The following is an 18,824-nucleotide window of genomic DNA, read 5'->3' on the forward strand; positions in this document are numbered from 1 at the left end:
CTGAGCGCTCGTAAATTCTCCTGAACGCGCATAAACCTTGATAACGGCATGTATGGCGATCGTAGATGAGCGTCAGAAGGGGTTTATCGCGATCAAGTTTCATAATCCGAGCTTATTCGCACCCTCCGCGTGGCTCAGGAAGTGATTTGTACGCCACTTTGCTCTTTATCTCATTAACTACTTCATTCCTTAACTCAATGAACTGCTTCGCGTCGTCCGTCGGTTCACAAAAACTCCCTGAAATAGAATGAGTCAGCGTTTCCCCATTGATCACGATGTGCCATTCATCTTCTTCATGCGGTTCTTGCGTACAAATTTCCCCGTTTATAGGTCCAGGTGTAAAATCCTTCGTTTCCGTTATCTTTATCTCCCGCATTCGTTCGTAAATCTCTTCCATCTCATCTTCTGTTAAAATTAAATCAGCAGTTGCAACCCCGTCTGCAATTAAATCTTTCGTCAACTTTCCTTCGAATGTATTGATTTCATTCTTTTTCTGGATGCCGTATTGAAGAGAAAAATTGAAATCATTCGGCATCTCCTCTGGCATACCGTCTTTATTGCTGTGCTCTTCCCCTTTCGGTTGGCAGGCGAATAAAACAATAGACAGCAAATCAAACCAGCTTTTTTCATCAGCCTCCCCCCTTTATTATTGCAACACCTTGCCGTACCCAAACTAATTGTCAGCATAGGAGCATGTGAAGATGAAAATCACCATCGAACCAACCGAGCAGCAACTAGCATCGTGGATCGACACCTTTGTCCCGAACCAAGATCTGTTTTTTATTGAAGAGGCGGATTTGGCTTATTTCGAAAGCGAATTGGCAGATGTCCTAGTCGTGCCGCGAAATGAATTCATGGCGCATGCGGTCTACAAGCGCCTTCAACTTGCGAATAGCTATATGTATTGGAATATCGCAGACCGTATGTCTTATGTACTGATCGCACCGCCGGAATGGATCGAGCGGATGGCATTGCAAAAGAAGCAGCGCCTGCTCGAACTCCAAGCGGGCTCGGGCAGAGGGCTCGTGTTTCCCGCTCCGATGCTTCCGGAAGCTCCTGAGGATTTCACTGTCGAACGGGACGGAACGGTGCTAGCCGTCATGCAGTATAGCTGGTGGAAAAAGTTGCCCATTAAAATTAAGGTGCGTTTCTTGAAAGAATACGCTGTGCAATGGGACAGTCCCAAATGCCATGAGCTTCCTGCAGATGCACCTTCCCATTTGCAGCAGTTCGCCAATCGCTACAGCGACAGCCACGGCAGCAATTGCTTATCGGCTACCTTGTTCGCGGTCACTGGCCACGCGTGGATAGCCGGCGAATGGGTGCATCCCGAAACGTTCATCCATGGCCTTCACCGCGCAAACTACAGATTGATTGAAAAAGAGGCGGCCTCTGGAGATGTGGTGATCTGGATAAATCATGCAGGCATCGTCCAACATGCTTCTTTTTTTTCTGGGCAATGATCTATTCTTCAATAAAAACGGCCAGACCTTTTTCAATCCATGGAAAGTGATCGATGGGAACGAGTTGGACCGTGAGTGGTCTCATCTCGACAAAAAGGTTTATTCATGCCGCTAACTAAGTCTACTTTTTCTTGACCGAAACGTTCATAGGCGGTTTATAAGCGATATGACCAATTCCAAACGAGAAAAGTTACACTCTGAGCCCAAAAAGCTTTGTTAAAAAATCTTCTTGCGTTAATATTTAATTAAACGATAAAAGCGAGGCGAAAAAATGGCCAGCAATTTAGAGATGATGAAGTTGATCTTCGACCCGAAAACCGAAGCGATCCTGCACGCGGTGAAAACAAGCGGCAAGACCGTCAAGGAAATCGCGAGCGGCATCGAGGAAAAGCCTTCCCGCCTGTACTATCCGATCCAAAAGCTCCTGGCTACCGGACTGCTGGAAGTCAGCGAAGAAAAACAAGTGGGTAATTTGATTGAAAAGTATTATTCGTCCCAGCATCTTTTCGACGACAACGACACCATGCAATTCGAAGGCGAACTGGCTTCGCGCAACGCCGACTTTCTTTTGCCGATGATCTTGATGTCGGTGAACAAAGGCGTCGCTTTGCTGAAAGATGACCTGGAGCATGGCATAAAGGATCCGGCACAGACCTATTCCCGCTCCATGTACACCGAAGCGACCGCTTCTTTGACGCACGATGAATGGCTCAAGGTCAATGACATGATCCGCTTTATGCTGGATTCCCGTGATTCCGCAGGAAAAGAAGGCGCAAAAGAATACACGTTTTCGCTTTTGACGTATGAAAGCGAAAAAAAACCTGCCGACGATTGATGCCGGCAGGTTTTTGTTATTCATTCAGATGGTCCGCTCCTATTTTCGGCATGGAGCGGATTTTTTTATTCGCCGTAAAGTACAGCGCAATCACCGCCAGCCCTGCCCCGCCGAGCAGCATCATATTCCCTGCCCCGATCAGCGGCGCAAAAATTCCTCCAAGGAGTGCGCCGAGCGGCATGGAGGACACGAGGACGCTGTCGATGATCGACGACACGCGCGCCAGCTTGTCTTCGTCGATGGCCGTCTGCAAAAAGGTGATGAACAGGATGCTCATCATGCCGAACGGCACAAAAGCGAGCCCGAAGAAGAGAATGGATGCCCATAAATTGCCGGTAAGCACCGAAAACGTCCATAACAGGAATGAACAGCCTGGCAGCACAATCATCAGCCGACCTAGCGGATACCTCATCAGTTTCGGCACCACTGCGGTTCCGATCAAATTGCCGATTGTCAGCGCGAGGATCAAATAGCCATAGACAGCGCCGCCTCCGCGTTCTGCGGCATAGACAGGCAAAATGGCGCTTGTGATGCCGAAGGAAAAGTTCGCGACAAGAAACGGCATGCAGACGACCAGCAAGCCTCCTGTGAAAAAGTAGCTGAATCCTTGCTTCAGGCTCTTGCGGTAGCTAGGCCAGTCCATTTTCTGCGGCGCCGGCCGCTGCTGTTGAGGGCGGTTGGTTTTCAGAAAGCCAAAGAAAAAAGCGGCGGCCAGGTAGGTCAAGGCATTGTAAAGATAAATGCCGCCGATGCCGATAAACAGAATCGAACCGGCAAATGCCGCTTTCATGGCTATGTCGACCAAAAGGTGCGAGCTAGCAGCCAGGGAGTTGAATGCGCCTCTTTGCTCTGCCGGCACAATTTCCGGTACGACGGCTATTTCTGCAGTGCCTTGGAAATTCTCAAGAAATGAAATCAGGAACAAAATAGCTAATACCAGCCAAACCGATTCAACGCCAACGAGCATCCCTGCTGGAATGGCGAGCATGAGGAGAAACTGAAAATATTGTGCGAAGACCAATACCTTCTTTTTATTGAGCTCTTCGATGATCGGCCCAAACAGGAAATTCAAGGTTTTTGGAATCATCACAATGGCGGCAGCCAATCCCGTATAAAAAGGATTTCGCGTCAATTCAAAGACATACCAAATGACCGCCACCTCATACAAGCTATCTCCCGAAACGGAAACCAGCCGCCCCAACCATAGATTGCGTATTGCAGCATTTTTTAACATTAGTTCACCCCTTATAATATTTTATCGTTAAAATTAATTTTAACGATAAAAATACAAGAGTCAAACATCATTAAAAATTATTTTTACGCAAAGCGGAAATAAGAACGCAAAAAAAGAAGAGCAGTATCTCCCCGCTCTTCCCTCTCTTTGAAGCTAAATCAGTTGTTATTTGCGTTTGCGTTTATTGAATGTGTAAATTCCGAATACGAAAGCCAGCGGTACGATGACGATCAAAGCGAATACCGCGAGCACGCCAATGATATTAAGCAAATTAGCATCCATAGCCCTTGTCTCCTTTTGCATTGTCTTCATGTACGTTCCCTCTATTACGATACCACAGATGCCTAGTTTAAGCGCCGAAGCTACCGGGCCTGACTTTCACTGTTTATTCTCCCCATTATAATCGTATTGCAATAGCGGCCACCGGAAAGAAGTTTGTCGTTCTTTAGAACCCCTTCGACGCTGAAGCCCATTTTTTCGTATAATCGGATGGCTATAACATTGCTTTCGACAACGCTCAAGGCGATTTTGGTTATGCCGTTTGAGTCAGCCCAGCGGATTGATTCCTGGAGCAGATTCCGGCCAATGCCAAGTCCCCAATATGGTCGCAGGATCATGATGCCGAATTCCACCTTATGCAAAGAACGTTTGAGATGGCTTCCCTGGCAGCGGGAAAAGCCCGCAAGCTTCCCACCCGTCTCCGCTACGAGAAACAGGCTGCGGCTGCTCTCCGTGTCCAATGCAATCAAACGAGCGAAAGCGTCCCGATCCATGAAGTCTTCTCCGGGCTCCCTGTCCAGGTTTTCAGTTTCCCCATCCGCCTGCAGCCGCAGCCTGGAAAGTTCCTCTGCATCCCGCTCCTCAGCTAGCCGAATGGCGTAAGCTGATCCGTTTGCGTTGAATTCTCTTTGCGCCCATTTCATTTTTATTATCCCCCCTTATACGGACCCTTTCACGCTTCCTTATAAAAGAAAAAGTCCTTTGAAAACCATAAGCCGATGCCGTATAGCCCCAATCCGATAAACGCCGGCAATAAATGAATGAACGTCGTGTAGCCGATGAGGTAATGCACGGAAATTGCCGCGCTAAATGCCGGAATTCCGCCGAACAGAAACGTCTGCCAGACCCATTTTTCCCCTTGCCGGAAACCCCAAAGCGCCAACATCAGCACCAGCAACCCGACGCTGAAAAGTGCACTGCCGAAGCCTGCGCGGTCATGCGCAATCACTGGGATCAGCCGGCCGTTGAGCGACGCCAGCTGTTCAGGCGGCATGCAGATATAGGCGATGTCGGTCGCGACAAAGACGCCCGTTACGCCGATCAGCGAAATGACCAGCCCGCCAATTGCCAATGCAACGCCAAGCGACACAAAAGCGAGCTGGCCCCAAAGGCTCCGTTTCCACGCTTTGTGGTTCGTGCGGTTTTCCGATTTCGGCTGCTCGTTCAGCGGCTTCGATGCTTGGAAGCCTTTCCAGAACAGCGGCAGCAAAATCAGCCACAACAAGCCGTGCAGCCAGTCGAAATAACCGAAGCCCAAAAACAGCAGGATGCCGAGGAACCCGACCGCTCCGGCGATGTGGATCGCGCTTTTCGCCCAGTGCAGGCCACGCCGGACGCCGTGGCGCGCAAGCTGCATGTAAATCAAACCGCCCGAAATCATCGTGCCGGCAACCGTCATGCGGTCATGCTGCATGAAACGGTAGATCCGCGGATTCAGCGCCATCAGCTCTTCCCGCGTCAAGCGCAGGAATTTCTCGTCGTACGGCAGCACAACAACCGTCAGGCTGACAATCAACGCTGCGACGCCAGCAAGCACCATGATGAAGCCGAACAGCCAGTGCCAATGCCAGCCGCTATGAGACGCTTTTTGCGGCTCTCGGTCGTGGAGGAGGGCCTCATTGATCCGTTTTGGCAATCCCGGACCGGTTTCGGTGTAGCCGCTGGACAACATGACCGCGTCAGCACCGGAGCGGAAAAGCGTGACGGCGTCCACGGGTTCAGCAATGCCGCCAACCGTAATGACCGGTAAATGAAGTTCCGTTTTTAGGCTCTTTACTGCCGCGCCTATTTCAGCCGTCTGGCCATCAGGAAATTCGTGCCAAAAGGTGACTCGACGCTGCGTTCTTCGACCAGGATGCCATCGATCCAGCCGTTTGCGGCCAATTCGCTAAGGCGCGGGAGATCGAGGTTTGCATGATTGCATGCGTATAGGAGCGGCTTGTTCCCTGCCGCGTGCCTCAATGCTTGAAAGTCGTTCGCGGTGAAAGGGTTAGCCGTGATGAAAGCGTCGCCTGAATCACGCAGACTCGCTGTGATTTGGAGTGTTTCCTCTATAGAAGCCTCTGGATCGATGCGGATCAGCAATGGTTTCTTGAAGTTTTTTAACTTAGCGCGTGTTTCATTTACCCCACGCGATTCCCCTTGGCGGGAAAACGCGATCCTGCCGGTGGTTTCATTAAAATGGACAGCCTTGCCGTTTTGAGGCTCTGCCGATACTGGACCGACTTCGATAAAGCCGAAGCCCAAATTACCGAATGCGGCCGTTCCGGCGAGTAAAGGGTCGATTTTTCCACTCAAGCCGACCGGATTCGACAACGCAAGCCCCGCGACAACCGACTGCAGCTTTTCCGAAGGCTCGGTATGGCCCAGTATTTCAATGAATGCGCCGCCTCCGGGGAACGAAGAAACCGCGTTCATGCCGCGGTGGATAAAGTTTCTGCTCTTTGCAGCCGGCATTTTATCGAGCGCCGGCTTAAAAATCGTATGGTACGTCCAATCCGGCAAGCTAATCACTTCCTGATATTCAGTCTGTTTCAATCATACACAGAAAATTCCAGTTCTGCCAGACGAGAATCTACGCGGAATCGATATTGTGGCAGGCAGAATGCGTTTATGCGCGCTCAGGAAGATTTACGTGCGTTCAGAAAGATTTATGCGCGTTCACAACAATTTACGAGCGCCCAGCGAATTTTACGCGCGTTTAGCCGCGCAACGCCAATAAACGCCACAAAAAGCCGGCTCCTCGAACGAGCCGGCTTTTCCCATTTCATCAATTCACTTTTTTCGAGCTGTTCCAGTACATTTCACGCAAGCGGAATTTCTGCAGCTTACCGGTTGCCGTCTTCGGCAGCGCTTCAACAAAATCGATCGATTTCGGCGTCTTGAAATGCGCCATGTTCTCACGCGTGTAAGCGATGATGTCCTGTTCGGTGCACGTTGCGCCCGGATGCAGCACGATGATGGCTTTCGGCACCTCGCCCCATTTCTCGTCCGGCACCGCGATAACGGCCACCTCCAGGATATCCGGATGCTTGTACAGGACGCCTTCGATTTCAGTCGACGAAATGTTTTCGCCGCCGGAAATGATCATGTCTTTGATGCGATCTTGGATTTCGATATAGCCGTCCGGATACGTCACCGCCAAATCCCCCGTATAGAACCAACCGTCGCGAATCGCTTCAGCCGTCTTCTCGGGATCTTTGTAATAGCCGCTCATGACGACGTTGCCTCGAGTGACGATTTCGCCAAGCTCTTTGCCGTTCCACGCCACTTCGCGGCCGTCTTCCTGGCTGACGACTTTCGTTTCACCGTTGAACGCGAGTTCGATGCCTTGGCGCGCTTTGATGTTCGCCTGCTCATCTGGCGACAGCGAGTCAAAGGCTTTATGCCATTCGCAATAAAGGATGAACGGCGACGTCTCCGTCAAGCCATAAACGTGCATCATGTTTAAACCGAGCACTGCTTGCGCCTTAGCAATCAACGCTGCAGCCGGAGGAGCTCCTGCTGTCGCCATGCGGGGGCTGGTGGTGATCTTGACTTCTTTCGCTTTCGGTTCATTGACAAGCATGTTGACAACGGTCGGTGCACCGCATAATAACGACACATTATGCTTTTCAAAAAGCTCCAAAATGAGCGGCGGATCCACTTTGCGCAGGCAGATATGCGTGCCGCCTGCAGCCGTCAGCGCCCACACGCCGCCCCAGCCGTTAGCGTGGAACATTGGCAAGGTGTGCAAATAAACATCGTCATGCACGACATTCAAATGGTACATGAAATTGGCGGCATTCAAGTAATTCGCACGATGCGTCAGCATGACGCCTTTCGGATTCGACGTTGTTCCGCTCGTGTAATTGAGCGTCAGCATCTGGTTCTCGTCGATATCGACTGGCGCCAGCACAGAATCTGCCGGAATCTCGCTGATGAATTCCTCGTACGAAACGCCTTCAAGCGCAGAGTCATGGCCCGGCACATCGACGATAATGAATTTTTCGAGCGGCAGGCTATGCTGAATCCCTTCGATCAACTTGCCGAACTCCGCGTCGACGATGATCATTTTCGCGTCGCTGTGGCGGATGATGTACTCAAGGTCTTTGGCGACCAGCCGGTAATTGAGCGGCACCATGACGGCTCCAAGCTGGCAGATGCCATAGAAGCATTCCAGCATATAATGGGTGTTCGGCAACATGACCGCGATATGGTCGCCTTTTAAAATCCCGGCTTTTTGGAGTGCGAACGCCAACTGGTCCGTGCGCTTTCCGAATTCCTTGTATGTAAACTTCTTGTCTTCATCGATGACCGCAATTTTCTCCGGGTAATACTTGATGGCGCGGCGCTTCCAATCTAACGGCGTCAATGGTGCAAACATGGTCATTTCCCCTTCCGGTATCTGTAGTATTCAAAACTGTTATATAGCAAGTATATGGACCTGGTAAAACTGTGTCAACGAAGTAGTCGGAATTTATCAAATATTAAACAACTGAACCACGTAGGTATTATTTTAGTTTACATAATTAAAATATTTATTACATAAGAACTTGTTTATGTATAGATTTATAAGAGAAGAAAAATAAGCAAATTCTAGATTACATAATATTTATATTAAATTCATAAGTATATGATTATATATAATCCCTCCTACCTTTTTAGAGTTTAATACAAGCAAAAAAAGAGAGGATCCACAAGTGTGGACCCTCCCTTCCCTTCACCTTATTCACGCCTGCTCTTTTGGAGCGGGCATTTCTTTTTTGTATACTGCTGTCACTTTTCCATCCGAGCTCTCATCCACAATGAATGAGCCGTTCGAATAGCGGTCAACTGTTTTTAATGCGGTTGCCGCAAGTGGAAGCCGGACGCCTTTTGCTGTTTCCATCAAGATTTCCTCTGAACCGGATACCGACAAGACGCAGACGACACGGTGGGGATTCGATTTCAATTCCCGCAGCATGACGACGCCGCGTTTCGCGCGGCTTCCGATTTCAAATTCTTGAAGCTTCATCTTCTTGGCAGCTCCACGCTGCGTGACCAATACCAGGTCCTGCTTTTGCTGCGGATCGATCATGATAGCCGATACGACGGTATCGCCGTCTTTCAAGTTCACGCCTTTTACCCCTGCTGTACGTAGTCCCGTTATCGGAATTTCTTCGAGCGGGAAGCGTACACCATAAGCTTGGTTCGTTGCAATGAACAATTCGGTCTCTTTCGTGACGACTCCGGCAAAAATCATTTTGTCGTCGCCTTTGAGGTTCATCGTCTTGATGGCACGCGAGTAGCGCTGGATGTGATAATCCTTTAATGCCGAACGCTTCACCATGCCGTTTTTCGAAACGGTCAGGATGCTGGCGTCGGCATCGAAGTTCTCAAACGGATAAACCGCCAAAATCGATTCGTTCGGTTCCAGCTGCACGATGCTCGATAAATGCTGGCCAAGGTCTTTCCACTTGATGTCCGGAAGTTCGTTGATCGGCTGGTAAACGAAATTTCCGCTAGTTGTGAAGATCAGGATCGTGTGCTGCGTATTCAAATTGCGCTCGAACAACAGATGGTCAGAATCTTTCATTGCAAAATCCTGGCCGTTCGATGCTGCATGGGAACGCGGGCTGGTCCGTTTCACATAGCCTTCTTTCGTCACGGTCACCACGACGTCCTCACTTGGAATCAGCAATTCACGTGTGATGGTGATTTCCTGAATTTTGTCTTCGATGACCGAACGGCGCGGTTCTGCAAATTGTTTGCGGATGACGGCCAATTCTTTTTTGATGACATTTTTCAGCTTCGTGGCACTTGTCAAAATCCCAGTCAATTCGGCGATGAGTTTTTTCAAGCTGTCCGCTTCGTTGCGCAATTCCGTGATGTCGGTGTTCGTCAAGCGGTATAGCTGCAAGCTGACGATCGCTTCCGCTTGCGCCTCAGAAAAGGCGAATGAAGAAATCAAGTTGTTCTTCGCATCGCGTTTGTCTTTTGACGCGCGGATTGTTTTGATGACTTCATCGAGGATCGACAACGCTTTGATCAAGCCTTCGACGATGTGCATGCGGTCGTTCGCTTTTTGCAAATCGAATTCCGACCGTTTCGTGATGATTTCTTTCTGGTGAATGATGTAAGCGTCAAGCGACGTCTGCAGCGTCATCATCGTTGGCCGGCGTTTGTGGATGGCGACCATATTGAAGTTATAGCTCACTTGAAGATCCGTATTTTTATACAAGTAGTTCAAGATGCCATTGGCGTCCATGTCTTTTTTCAATTCGATGACGATGCGCAGGCCGGTTCTGTCGGATTCATCGCGGACTTCCGAGATGCCTTCGAGTTTGCGGTCGAAGCGCTGGTCATCGATTTTTTTAATCATGCTGGCTTTATTGACTTCAAAAGGAATTTCGGTGATGACGATTTGCTCTTTGCCGCCTTTAAGCGGTTCGATATCCGCTTTCGAGCGGATGATGATCTTGCCTTTACCGGTTTCATAAGCTTTGCGGATGCCGTCGACGCCTTGAATGATACCGCCTGTCGGAAAATCCGGCCCTTTGATGACCGTCATCAGCTCTTCAACCGTCGCGTTCGGATTGTCCATGCGCATAAGCACAGCGTCAAGCACTTCGTGCAACGCGTGCGGCGGGATATCCGTCGCGTAGCCGGCAGAAATACCGGTCGAACCGTTCACCAGCAAGTTCGGGAAACGCGATGGCAAGACCGTCGGCTCCATATCCGAATCATCAAAGTTCGGGATGAATTCAACGGTGCGCTTGTCGATATCGCGCAGCAATTCGCCGGCAATCGCCGACAAACGCGCTTCGGTGTAACGCATCGCAGCTGGCGAGTCGCCGTCCATCGAACCGTTATTGCCGTGCATTTCAACTAACATGTGGCGCACTTTCCAGTCCTGGCTCAAGCGCACCATCGCTTCATACACGGATGTATCACCGTGCGGATGGTAGTTGCCGATTACGTTACCGACCGTTTTAGCGGATTTCCGGAACGCTTTATCATTGGTATTGCCTTCTTTGTACATGGCATATAAAATCCGGCGCTGAACAGGTTTCAACCCGTCGCGCGCATCCGGAAGTGCGCGGTCCTGGATGATGTATTTACTGTAACGCCCAAACCGATCGCCGATGACTTCTTCTAATGGCAGATCTTGATAACGTTCGGTTTGTGTCATACAACTTCCTCCTCAGCATGAATTAAATCATTTTCCAAAATGTTGCCGTCTTCTTCCATACCGAAGTCGACGTTGTTTTCGATCCATAAGCGGCGCGGCTCCACTTTATCGCCCATCAGCGTTGTGATGCGGCGTTCAGCGCGTGCCCCGTCTTCAATCGTGACGCGGATCAACGTCCGGGTTTCCGGATTCATCGTGGTTTCCCATAATTGGTCGGCGTTCATCTCACCAAGACCTTTATAGCGCTGCAGCATATAGCCTTTGCCCACTTTTTTCGTGGATGCTTCCAGGTCAGCTTCCGTCCAGGCGTAATCGACCACTTCTTTTTTGCCGACGCCTTTTGATACTTTGTAAAGCGGCGGCAATGCGATAAACACTTTGCCCGCTTCGATAAGAGGCTTCATGTAGCGGAAGAAGAACGTCAGCAACAGCACTTGGATGTGCGCGCCATCGGTATCCGCATCGGTCATGATGATGATTTTGTTATAGGCGATGTCCGCCACCGAAAAATCCGCCGCCACTCCGCCGCCGATTGCGTGGATGATCGTCGAAATCTCTTCGTTTTTCATGATGTCTTCGAGCTTCGCTTTTTCGGTATTGACGACTTTCCCGCGCAGCGGCAAGATCGCCTGGAATGTGCGGTCGCGGCCTTGCTTCGCTGAACCGCCGGCCGAGTCGCCCTCTACGAGGTACAATTCGTTCTTCGAGGCATTGCGGGATTGCGCCGGCGTCAATTTGCCGGACAATAACGCATCCGATTTCTTGCGCTTTTTGCCATTGCGGGCATCTTCGCGTGCTTTCCGTGCAGCCAGGCGCGCTTGTGACGCGCGAATCGCTTTGCGGACGAGCGATGCGCTCAAATCAGCGTTTTCCTCCATGAAATACATGAGCTTCTGCGACACGACTGCGTCGACAATGCTGCGGGCTTCACTCGTACCGAGCTTGCTTTTCGTCTGCCCTTCGAATTGGAGCAGCGCTTCCGGAATGCGGACCGAAATAATCGCGGCCAAACCTTCACGGATATCCGAGCCTTCCAAGTTCTTATCTTTGTCTTTCAGTAAATTGATTTTTCGTGCGTAATCGTTGAAGACACGCGTCATCGCTGCTTTTGCGCCGGTTTCGTGGGTCCCGCCGTCGCGTGTGCGGACGTTGTTGACGAACGACAAGATCGTTTCGGAATAGCCATCGTTGAACTGGAACGCGAACTCGACTTCGAGCTCGTCCTGATGGCCTTCGATATAGGCGACTTTATGCAAGACGTCTTTTTCTTCGTTCAAATACCCAACAAAAGCTTCGATGCCGGTTTCATAGAAAAACGTGTCCTGCGTACCATTGCGCTTGTCCGTCAAATCGATTTTCAAGCCTTTTAACAGGAACGCCGATTCGCGCAGGCGCTCACTCAAGGTTTCGTAATTGTATTTTGTCACGGAAAAAATCGATTCATCCGGCAGGAAATGGATTTCGGTGCCGGTTTCTTTTGTCGTTCCGATTTCTTCAAGCGTCGTGACCGGTTTTCCGCCATTTTCGAAGCGCTGGCGGTATTTCTTGCCATCGCGGTGAATCGTCACTTCCAGGAATTTGGACAATGCATTGACGACCGATGCGCCGACTCCGTGTAGCCCGCCGCTTGTTTTATAGCCGCCTTGCCCGAATTTGCCGCCTGCGTGGAGCACGGTCAAAATGACTTCCGGCGTCGGTTTGCCGCTGCGGTGCATTCCCGTCGGCATGCCGCGTCCGTGGTCGCGGACGCTCAAACTATTGTCTTCGTGGATCGTTACGCTGATTTTGTCGCCGAATCCGGCAAGTGCTTCATCCACCGAGTTGTCGACGATTTCGTACACCAAATGGTGCAGGCCTCTGGCATCTGTCGAACCGATATACATACCCGGGCGTTTTCTAACGGCGTCTAGGCCTTCGAGTACTTGAATTGCTTCTTCGTTGTATGCCGTATTTTTCGTTTTGGCCATTCTTTTTTCCCTCCAACAAAACATCTGTTCGCATTTCTTTATCTTTTAATCGTATCGCCATCCGGCACTTCTGTCAATAATCATAGAAAAAGAGAGCCAGGTGCCCTCTTATCCTAAAAAAGCCTTTATTTGAGGATAGCGTGTTCCACTTTGATGCAGCGGTCCATGATCACCGTATAGCCTGCATCGGTTAAGTCATCGAATACCGCTTCGTCCACCACATTCAATTGGGTCCAGAATACCGGAGCGTCGATAGCTTTGAAATCCCGCGCCAGTTCAGGCAGAAATTCACTGCGGCGGAAGACATTGACGATATCGACCGGTTCCGGGATATCCGCTAACGTCGCGTAGCTTTTCTCGCCGAGCACGTTGTCCGCTCTCGGATTCACCGGGATGATCCGGTAGCCCGCCCGCTGCATCGCTTCCGACACCATATAAGAGGTGCGGTCAGGATTCGGGCTCAAGCCCACTACAGCGATTGTTTTGGAATCATCAAGAACTTTTTTGATTTTTTCACGGCTTGGATTGTGCATGCAATTCACCTGTCCTTTTATTCTATCATACATGATTTTTGCTGCGTTGTTGAATAAACGATCGGATATTGTTCAATGAAGTCGCTTCATGTTAAACTAAAAAAACAAATACGTATGGCCCAAAGGAGTTTTTCATGGACATTTTGCTTCCCCTTATTTTAGCTTACTTGCTCGGTTCGATCCCATCCGCATTATGGGTCGGGAAATTGTTTTACAAAACGGATATCCGCACGAAAGGCAGTGGGAATCTAGGGGCCACCAACACCTTCCGTACACTCGGCGCAAAAGCGGGCATCGCCGTAACGATTCTCGATATTCTGAAAGGGACCGCCGCAACCATGATTCCGCTTTACATCGACACACCGATCCACCCGCTCGTCTTCGGCGTCATTGCGGTCATTGGCCATATGTACCCGGTCTTTGCGAAATTCAAAGGCGGAAAAGCGGTTGCCACATCCGGCGGCATCCTTCTTGGCTATCAATGGCCATTGTTCCTTTTAGCGGTCGCAGTATTGCTGATTGCCCTAAAAATTACAAAAATGGTTTCGTTGTCTTCCATTATTTTAGCAGTAGTTGCAGTTATTTATACAGTTATTTATACATTTTATTCAGAAGATTATCCATTTTTAATTGTCATACTCATTTTGGCGAGCTTTATCATCTACCGCCACCGGGCGAATATCGCACGGATCAAGGCCGGCACAGAGCCGAAAATCAAATGGTGAAATGCCATTGAAAGGGCGTGCAGCGCATGCAGATCAACATCAGTGAAGATGCATTCGAATGGTTCTCGAAAGAAATGGAAGTAGAAGCTGGAGACAAAGTCCGATTTTTCGTCCGCTACGGCGGCTCAAGTAAATTGCAGCCGGGCTTCTCGCTCGGTGTAACGAAAGACCATCCCGGAGAAGCGGCAGTCAGCATCGAACAAGACGACGTCACTTATTACATCGAAGAAACCGACCTCTGGTATTTTGACGGCCACGATTTGCTGGTGAGCGTCAACGACGACTTGAAAGAATTGGCTTACGATTACAAAAAAGACAACGCGTGAGAAACTTCACGCGTTGTCTTTTTTGAATTTATGCAATTGGTGCAGCATGTTTTCTTCGGTCAAAATGCGGACTTGGTGTTCTCCGAACAAGTCGAAATGCGGATAATTATTGCGCAAGTCCATCCATTCTGGCTTCAAGCCGTATTGGCGTCCCCATTGTTCGAGCTTGTCCAGATCGCTGCAGCCGACTTTCGTCACCGTCGAGCAGCCCACGAACCGCTCATCCACCCAATAATGCGTCAAAAAGGCAATTTTTCCTTCTTCCACATCGAGCTTCCAGCGCACCAGCTCTTCGCGCTTAATTCCGAACGCCATCCGAATCCTTCCTTTTCACTTCTTCGTATTTTTCATGCCATTCCGGAAACGTCTTTTGGATCGACACCGGACGGAACGTCTCTTTTTTCACCACAACGTGCTCCGACACTGCTTTTGCTGCAAGCGTGCCGTCTTCATGCAAAATTTCATAGCCGTATTTCGTGCGCAGGCGGCCGTGTTCTTCAACCCACGTGCGGACAAGCGCCTTCTGGCCATAGCGCATCGGTGCCTTGTATTGGATCGACACATCCGTAACCGGTGACAGGTAGCCTTCACTCTCCATCCCCGCGTAAGTAAAGCCTAAGTCTTCAATCAGCTTTGTCCGGCCGATCTCCAGCCAAATGATGTAATTGGCGTGGTAGACAACGCCCATTTGGTCGGTTTCCGCATAGCGGATCTCTATCTCTTTTTCACTAATAAACATTCTTCCTTCACCTCTCCTTTCAGTATACAAGAGTATGAATGGAATAAAAAAAGAAAAGCCTGTCTGTTACAAGTAAAAACGACTGTTAGCAGCTGATAAAGCTGTTCTACTTGTAAAATTAAGTATTTACTTCCCTTGCCTCACAAAATACTTTCCATCCCCCTACGCAAAAAAAAGCGTCCTGGAAACAATCCCAGGACGCTTTTTTATGAATTTATTACACTTCCAGCAATTTGTTGCGGAGTACCATCTGAAGGATCCCACCGTGGCGGTAGTAATCAACTTCCACTTCTGAGTCGAAACGAGCAAGTACTTCAAAAGTAGTTACGTCGCCGTTTTCAGCAGTTGCAGTCACTGTCAGGATATCGCGTGGTTTCACGGTATCAGACAAGTTGACAGAGATGGATTCGCGGCCAGTCAAGCCAAGGACTTCAGCGTTTTGGCCGTTCAAGAATTGAAGCGGCAAGACGCCCATCATCACCAAGTTCGAACGGTGAATCCGCTCGTAGCTTTCAGCAATAACCGTTTTGATGCCGAGTAGGAATGTACCTTTGGCAGCCCAGTCGCGAGACGAGCCCATGCCGTAGTCTTTTCCTGTCAAGATCGCAAGGCCAGTGCCTTGTTGCTGGTATTTCATCGCTGCATCGTAGATTGCCATCGTTTCACCAGTCGGCCAGTACGTAGTGTAACCGCCTGTAGTACCTGGTGCAACCTGATTGCGGATGCGGATGTTCGCGAACGTTCCGCGCATCATCACTTCATGGTTCCCGCGGCGTGAGCCGTAAGAGTTGAAGTTGCGAGGCTCGACGCCTTTTTCACGCAAGTATTTACCTGCTGGCGTATCTTTGCCGATTGCCCCAGCTGGTGAAATGTGGTCAGTCGTGATCGAGTCAGCGAACTTAGCCACTACGCGCAAGTCAGCCAATGGCTGGATCGGAGCCGGTTCTTTCGAAAGGCCGTCGAAGAATGGCGGGTTCTGGATATAAGTCGAATCTTCGTCGAATTCGTACAACGCATCGTCGTTTGTCTTGATTGCGTTCCATGCTTCGTTCTCGCTGAATACGTGCTCGTATTCTTTGCGGAACAATTCAGGCGTTACAGTGTTGTGTACGACTTCTTTCACTTCTTCAGTTGATGGCCAGATGTCTTTGAAGAACACATCGTTGCCTTCTTTGTCTTTGCCGATTGGGTCAACAGCGAAGTCGATATCAACTGTTCCAGCTAGTGCATAAGCGACTACGAGCATCGGAGACGCCAAGTAGTTGGCTTTGACTAGCGGGTGGATACGCCCTTCAAAGTTACGGTTACCGGAAAGTACAGAAGAAACCAGCAAATCGTTGTCTAGAATCGCATCTTCGATTTCAGGCAATAATGGGCCTGAGTTACCGATACATGTTGTACAGCCGTAGCCGACAAGGTTAAAGCCGATTTGGTTCATGTAATCAAGCAAACCGGAATCGTTCAAGTAGCCAGTTACAACTTTAGAACCTGGCGCCAATGAAGTTTTCACGTATGCAGGCGGCGTCAAGCCTTTTTCAACCGCTTTTTTAGCGACCAAACCAGCGCCCAGCATTACGTATGGGTTCGATGTATTCGTACAAGATGTGATAGCGGCAATTGCAAGCGCCCCTGTCTTCATCTCAGCAACGCGGCCGTCTTTGAAGTTGACCGTCGCTGATTTCGCGATTTCATTCGCATCAAGCGCAAAACCGTGCGGGCCTTCAGGAGCCGTTACCGCTTTGTTGAACTCAGTCTTCATTTGAGACAATGGAATCAAATCTTGTGGGCGTTTCGGTCCAGCAAGGTTCGGTTCGATTGTTGAAAGGTCCATTTCCACAACGTCTGTGTAGATCGGATCTTCGTTCTCAACTGTGAAGAACATGTCGTTCGCTTGCAAATATGCTTTTGTGATCGCGATTTGTTCTGTTGTACGTGCAGTCAAACGCATGTAGTTAAGAGCTTCTTCGTCAACTGGGAAGAATCCGCAAGTTGCGCCGTATTCAGGAGCCATATTGGCAATCGTCGCACGGTCAGCAAGCGGCAATTTCGTAACGCCAGGTCCGAAGAACTCGACGAATTTGCCGACTACGCCTTTTTTACGCAATTCTTCAGTCACTTTAAGCGCTAAATCGGTAGCTGTTGCACCGTTTGGCAATTCGCCAGTCATTTTCACGCCGATAACTTCTGGAATCGGGAAGTAAGAAGGCTGTCCAAGCATGCCCGCTTCTGCTTCAATTCCGCCAACGCCCCAGCCAAGTACGCCGATTCCGTTGATCATTGTCGTATGTGAATCTGTTCCGACCAATGTATCCGGGAATGTTTCAAAAGTGCCGTCTTCGTTCGGTACAGCGTGGACAACGTTCGCCAAGTACTCAAGGTTAACTTGGTGTACGATACCTGTTGCTGGTGGAACTGCACGGTAATTGTCATAGGCTTTTTGTGCCCAGTTGAGGAATTGGTAACGCTCCGCATTGCGGTCGAATTCAAGTTCCATGTTGATGCGCAAAGCATCTTCAGTGCCGTAGTTGTCTACCTGCACCGAGTGGTCGATTACCAAATCAACCGGAATTTCCGGGTTAATCTTGTCTGGGTCTCCACCAAGTTTCGCCATTGCGGAACGAAGTGCTGCCAAGTCAACGACTACAGGTACTCCAGTGAAATCCTGCAAGATGACGCGTGAAGGTTTGAATGGAACTTCTGCTTCTTTGTTCGCATCCTTGCCCCATTTTGCCAATTCTTCTACGTGCTCGTCTTTGATGACGTATCCGTCATGCTGGCGCAGCACGGATTCCAAAAGTACTTTAATCGAATAAGGAAGCCGTGATACTTTCGCGATTCCTGCTTCTTCTAATGCAGCTAAACGGTAAAAGTTATACGTTTTGCCATTGAGCTCAAAAGAAGTGCGGCTGTTGTGCAAACTGCTTTTTGCCATGATCATGTTCCTCCTTTAAATCTTCTGAAAAGGCTTATAATAGAGTCTTTTCTCCTCTTCCATCATAACGAAAACAAAAGCATAAGTAAATTACATTAAAATTATAGAATGTGATAAGTTTTTCGAATTACCTTTTTGGTTATCATTTGATTTTTTCGATGGTTTTTTCCAATTGCTTCAAATGGCGTTTTTCATGCAGGCCGATAAACGGAAACCATTGGATGAGCGGCACTTGGCCGAACACCGGATGCTTCATCGATTTGTTTTCAAGCACGTCTTCGGTCGTCCCGTCATAAATGCTGTCAAGCAGCAAACGCGATTTAACGAGGCGCGATTTCATGTCATCAAGCGGAATAAATTCTCCGCTCGGCGCTACCGGCGCAGGTGCATCCACTTTCACCATCCGGCTGACCGTCAACTGGATCGGCTTTTTCATCACTTTCTCATTGCGCTCCGATGCCAGTTCCCGGGATATGTTTTTGGCGATGTACGATTCCATCAAATTCAAGTGTTCCAGTATTTCCATCGGCGACCATTCGCCTTCCGCCGGTTTCTGGTTGAGCTTATCATCCGACAAGCCATTGACAGCATCCAGCACTTCTCTTCTGATCTTTTCGTTGTCTTTTTTATACATTCGT

17 protein-coding genes are annotated in these 18,824 nt (G+C 49.4%); 4 read left to right on the plus strand and 13 right to left on the minus strand.

The window, feature by feature from the left end; translation table 11 throughout:
* Positions 1–112: 112 nt before the first annotated feature.
* The gene (locus tag QMA09_RS15985) at positions 113–610 is read right to left on the minus strand and encodes a hypothetical protein (RefSeq protein ID WP_290213831.1); all 498 of its coding nucleotides are present in this window, start codon (positions 608–610) and stop codon (positions 113–115) included.
* 91 nt (positions 611–701) lie between these two features.
* Here QMA09_RS15985 and QMA09_RS15990 point away from each other — a divergent pair, with 91 nt between their 5' ends.
* Both QMA09_RS15990 and QMA09_RS15995 read left to right on the plus strand, forming a co-directional pair.
* Positions 702–1,463, plus strand: a complete 762-nt coding sequence (locus tag QMA09_RS15990) for a hypothetical protein (RefSeq protein WP_290213832.1) — start codon at positions 702–704, stop codon at positions 1,461–1,463.
* A 271-nt stretch (positions 1,464–1,734) separates the two neighbouring features.
* Complete coding sequence (locus QMA09_RS15995) at positions 1,735–2,298, plus strand: winged helix-turn-helix domain-containing protein (protein WP_290213833.1); 564 nt, start codon at positions 1,735–1,737, stop codon at positions 2,296–2,298.
* Between the two features lie 16 nt (positions 2,299–2,314).
* Here the strand turns inward: QMA09_RS15995 and QMA09_RS16000 are convergent, their stop codons facing one another.
* From QMA09_RS16000 to QMA09_RS16035, 8 genes are all read right to left on the minus strand, one after another.
* Complete coding sequence (locus tag QMA09_RS16000; protein ID WP_290213834.1) at positions 2,315–3,532, minus strand: MFS transporter; 1,218 nt, start codon at positions 3,530–3,532, stop codon at positions 2,315–2,317.
* A 362-nt stretch (positions 3,533–3,894) separates the two neighbouring features.
* Positions 3,895–4,455, minus strand: a complete 561-nt coding sequence (locus tag QMA09_RS16005; protein WP_290213835.1) for a GNAT family N-acetyltransferase — start codon at positions 4,453–4,455, stop codon at positions 3,895–3,897.
* Positions 4,456–4,484: 29 nt separating this feature from the next.
* Entirely contained in the window at positions 4,485–5,525 is a 1,041-nt protein-coding gene (locus QMA09_RS16010) for a hypothetical protein (protein ID WP_356779625.1), read from the minus strand.
* A 71-nt stretch (positions 5,526–5,596) separates the two neighbouring features.
* Positions 5,597–6,316, minus strand: coding sequence for a hypothetical protein (locus QMA09_RS16015; protein WP_290213836.1), 720 nt, complete (start codon positions 6,314–6,316; stop codon positions 5,597–5,599).
* 265 nt (positions 6,317–6,581) lie between these two features.
* Positions 6,582–8,177 (minus strand): long-chain-fatty-acid--CoA ligase, encoded by a 1,596-nt coding sequence (locus QMA09_RS16020; RefSeq protein WP_290213837.1) that lies wholly within the window; start codon positions 8,175–8,177, stop codon positions 6,582–6,584.
* Between the two features lie 345 nt (positions 8,178–8,522).
* Positions 8,523–10,964 (minus strand): DNA topoisomerase IV subunit A, encoded by a 2,442-nt coding sequence (gene parC, locus QMA09_RS16025; protein WP_290213838.1) that lies wholly within the window; start codon positions 10,962–10,964, stop codon positions 8,523–8,525.
* Positions 10,961–12,931, minus strand: coding sequence for a DNA topoisomerase IV subunit B (parE, locus tag QMA09_RS16030; RefSeq protein WP_290213839.1), 1,971 nt, complete (start codon positions 12,929–12,931; stop codon positions 10,961–10,963). The genes parC and parE overlap by 4 nt, the downstream gene beginning before the upstream one ends.
* A 125-nt stretch (positions 12,932–13,056) precedes the next feature.
* Positions 13,057–13,464 carry a CoA-binding protein gene (locus tag QMA09_RS16035; protein WP_135502520.1) on the minus strand — a complete coding sequence of 136 codons (408 nt, stop codon included), beginning with the start codon at positions 13,462–13,464 and terminating at the stop codon, positions 13,057–13,059.
* A gap of 134 nt (positions 13,465–13,598) precedes the next feature.
* Here QMA09_RS16035 and plsY point away from each other — a divergent pair, with 134 nt between their 5' ends.
* Both plsY and QMA09_RS16045 read left to right on the plus strand, forming a co-directional pair.
* Positions 13,599–14,189 (plus strand): glycerol-3-phosphate 1-O-acyltransferase PlsY, encoded by a 591-nt coding sequence (gene plsY, locus QMA09_RS16040; RefSeq protein WP_135502523.1) that lies wholly within the window; start codon positions 13,599–13,601, stop codon positions 14,187–14,189.
* Positions 14,190–14,215: 26 nt separating this feature from the next.
* Positions 14,216–14,515, plus strand: coding sequence for a HesB/YadR/YfhF family protein (locus QMA09_RS16045; protein ID WP_290213840.1), 300 nt, complete (start codon positions 14,216–14,218; stop codon positions 14,513–14,515).
* 6 nt (positions 14,516–14,521) lie between these two features.
* Here QMA09_RS16045 and QMA09_RS16050 read toward each other — a convergent pair whose 3' ends face one another.
* The 4 genes from QMA09_RS16050 to QMA09_RS16065 form a co-directional block, all read right to left on the minus strand.
* Positions 14,522–14,830 (minus strand): hypothetical protein, encoded by a 309-nt coding sequence (locus QMA09_RS16050; RefSeq protein ID WP_290213841.1) that lies wholly within the window; start codon positions 14,828–14,830, stop codon positions 14,522–14,524.
* The gene (locus QMA09_RS16055) at positions 14,814–15,254 is read right to left on the minus strand and encodes an acyl-CoA thioesterase (RefSeq protein WP_290213842.1); all 441 of its coding nucleotides are present in this window, start codon (positions 15,252–15,254) and stop codon (positions 14,814–14,816) included. Before QMA09_RS16055 ends, QMA09_RS16050 begins: the two co-directional genes overlap by 17 nt.
* Positions 15,255–15,471: 217 nt before the next feature.
* Positions 15,472–18,186: an aconitate hydratase AcnA gene (gene acnA / locus QMA09_RS16060; protein ID WP_290213843.1), complete on the minus strand. Its 2,715-nt coding sequence runs from the start codon at positions 18,184–18,186 to the stop codon at positions 15,472–15,474.
* Between the two features lie 142 nt (positions 18,187–18,328).
* Positions 18,329–18,824 (minus strand): DinB family protein (locus tag QMA09_RS16065; protein ID WP_290213844.1); only part of this gene is annotated, 496 nt, incomplete at its 5' end.

The organism is Planococcus sp. APC 3906 (assembly GCF_030407685.1).
GTDB classification, from domain to species: domain Bacteria; phylum Bacillota; class Bacilli; order Bacillales_A; family Planococcaceae; genus Planococcus; species Planococcus koreensis.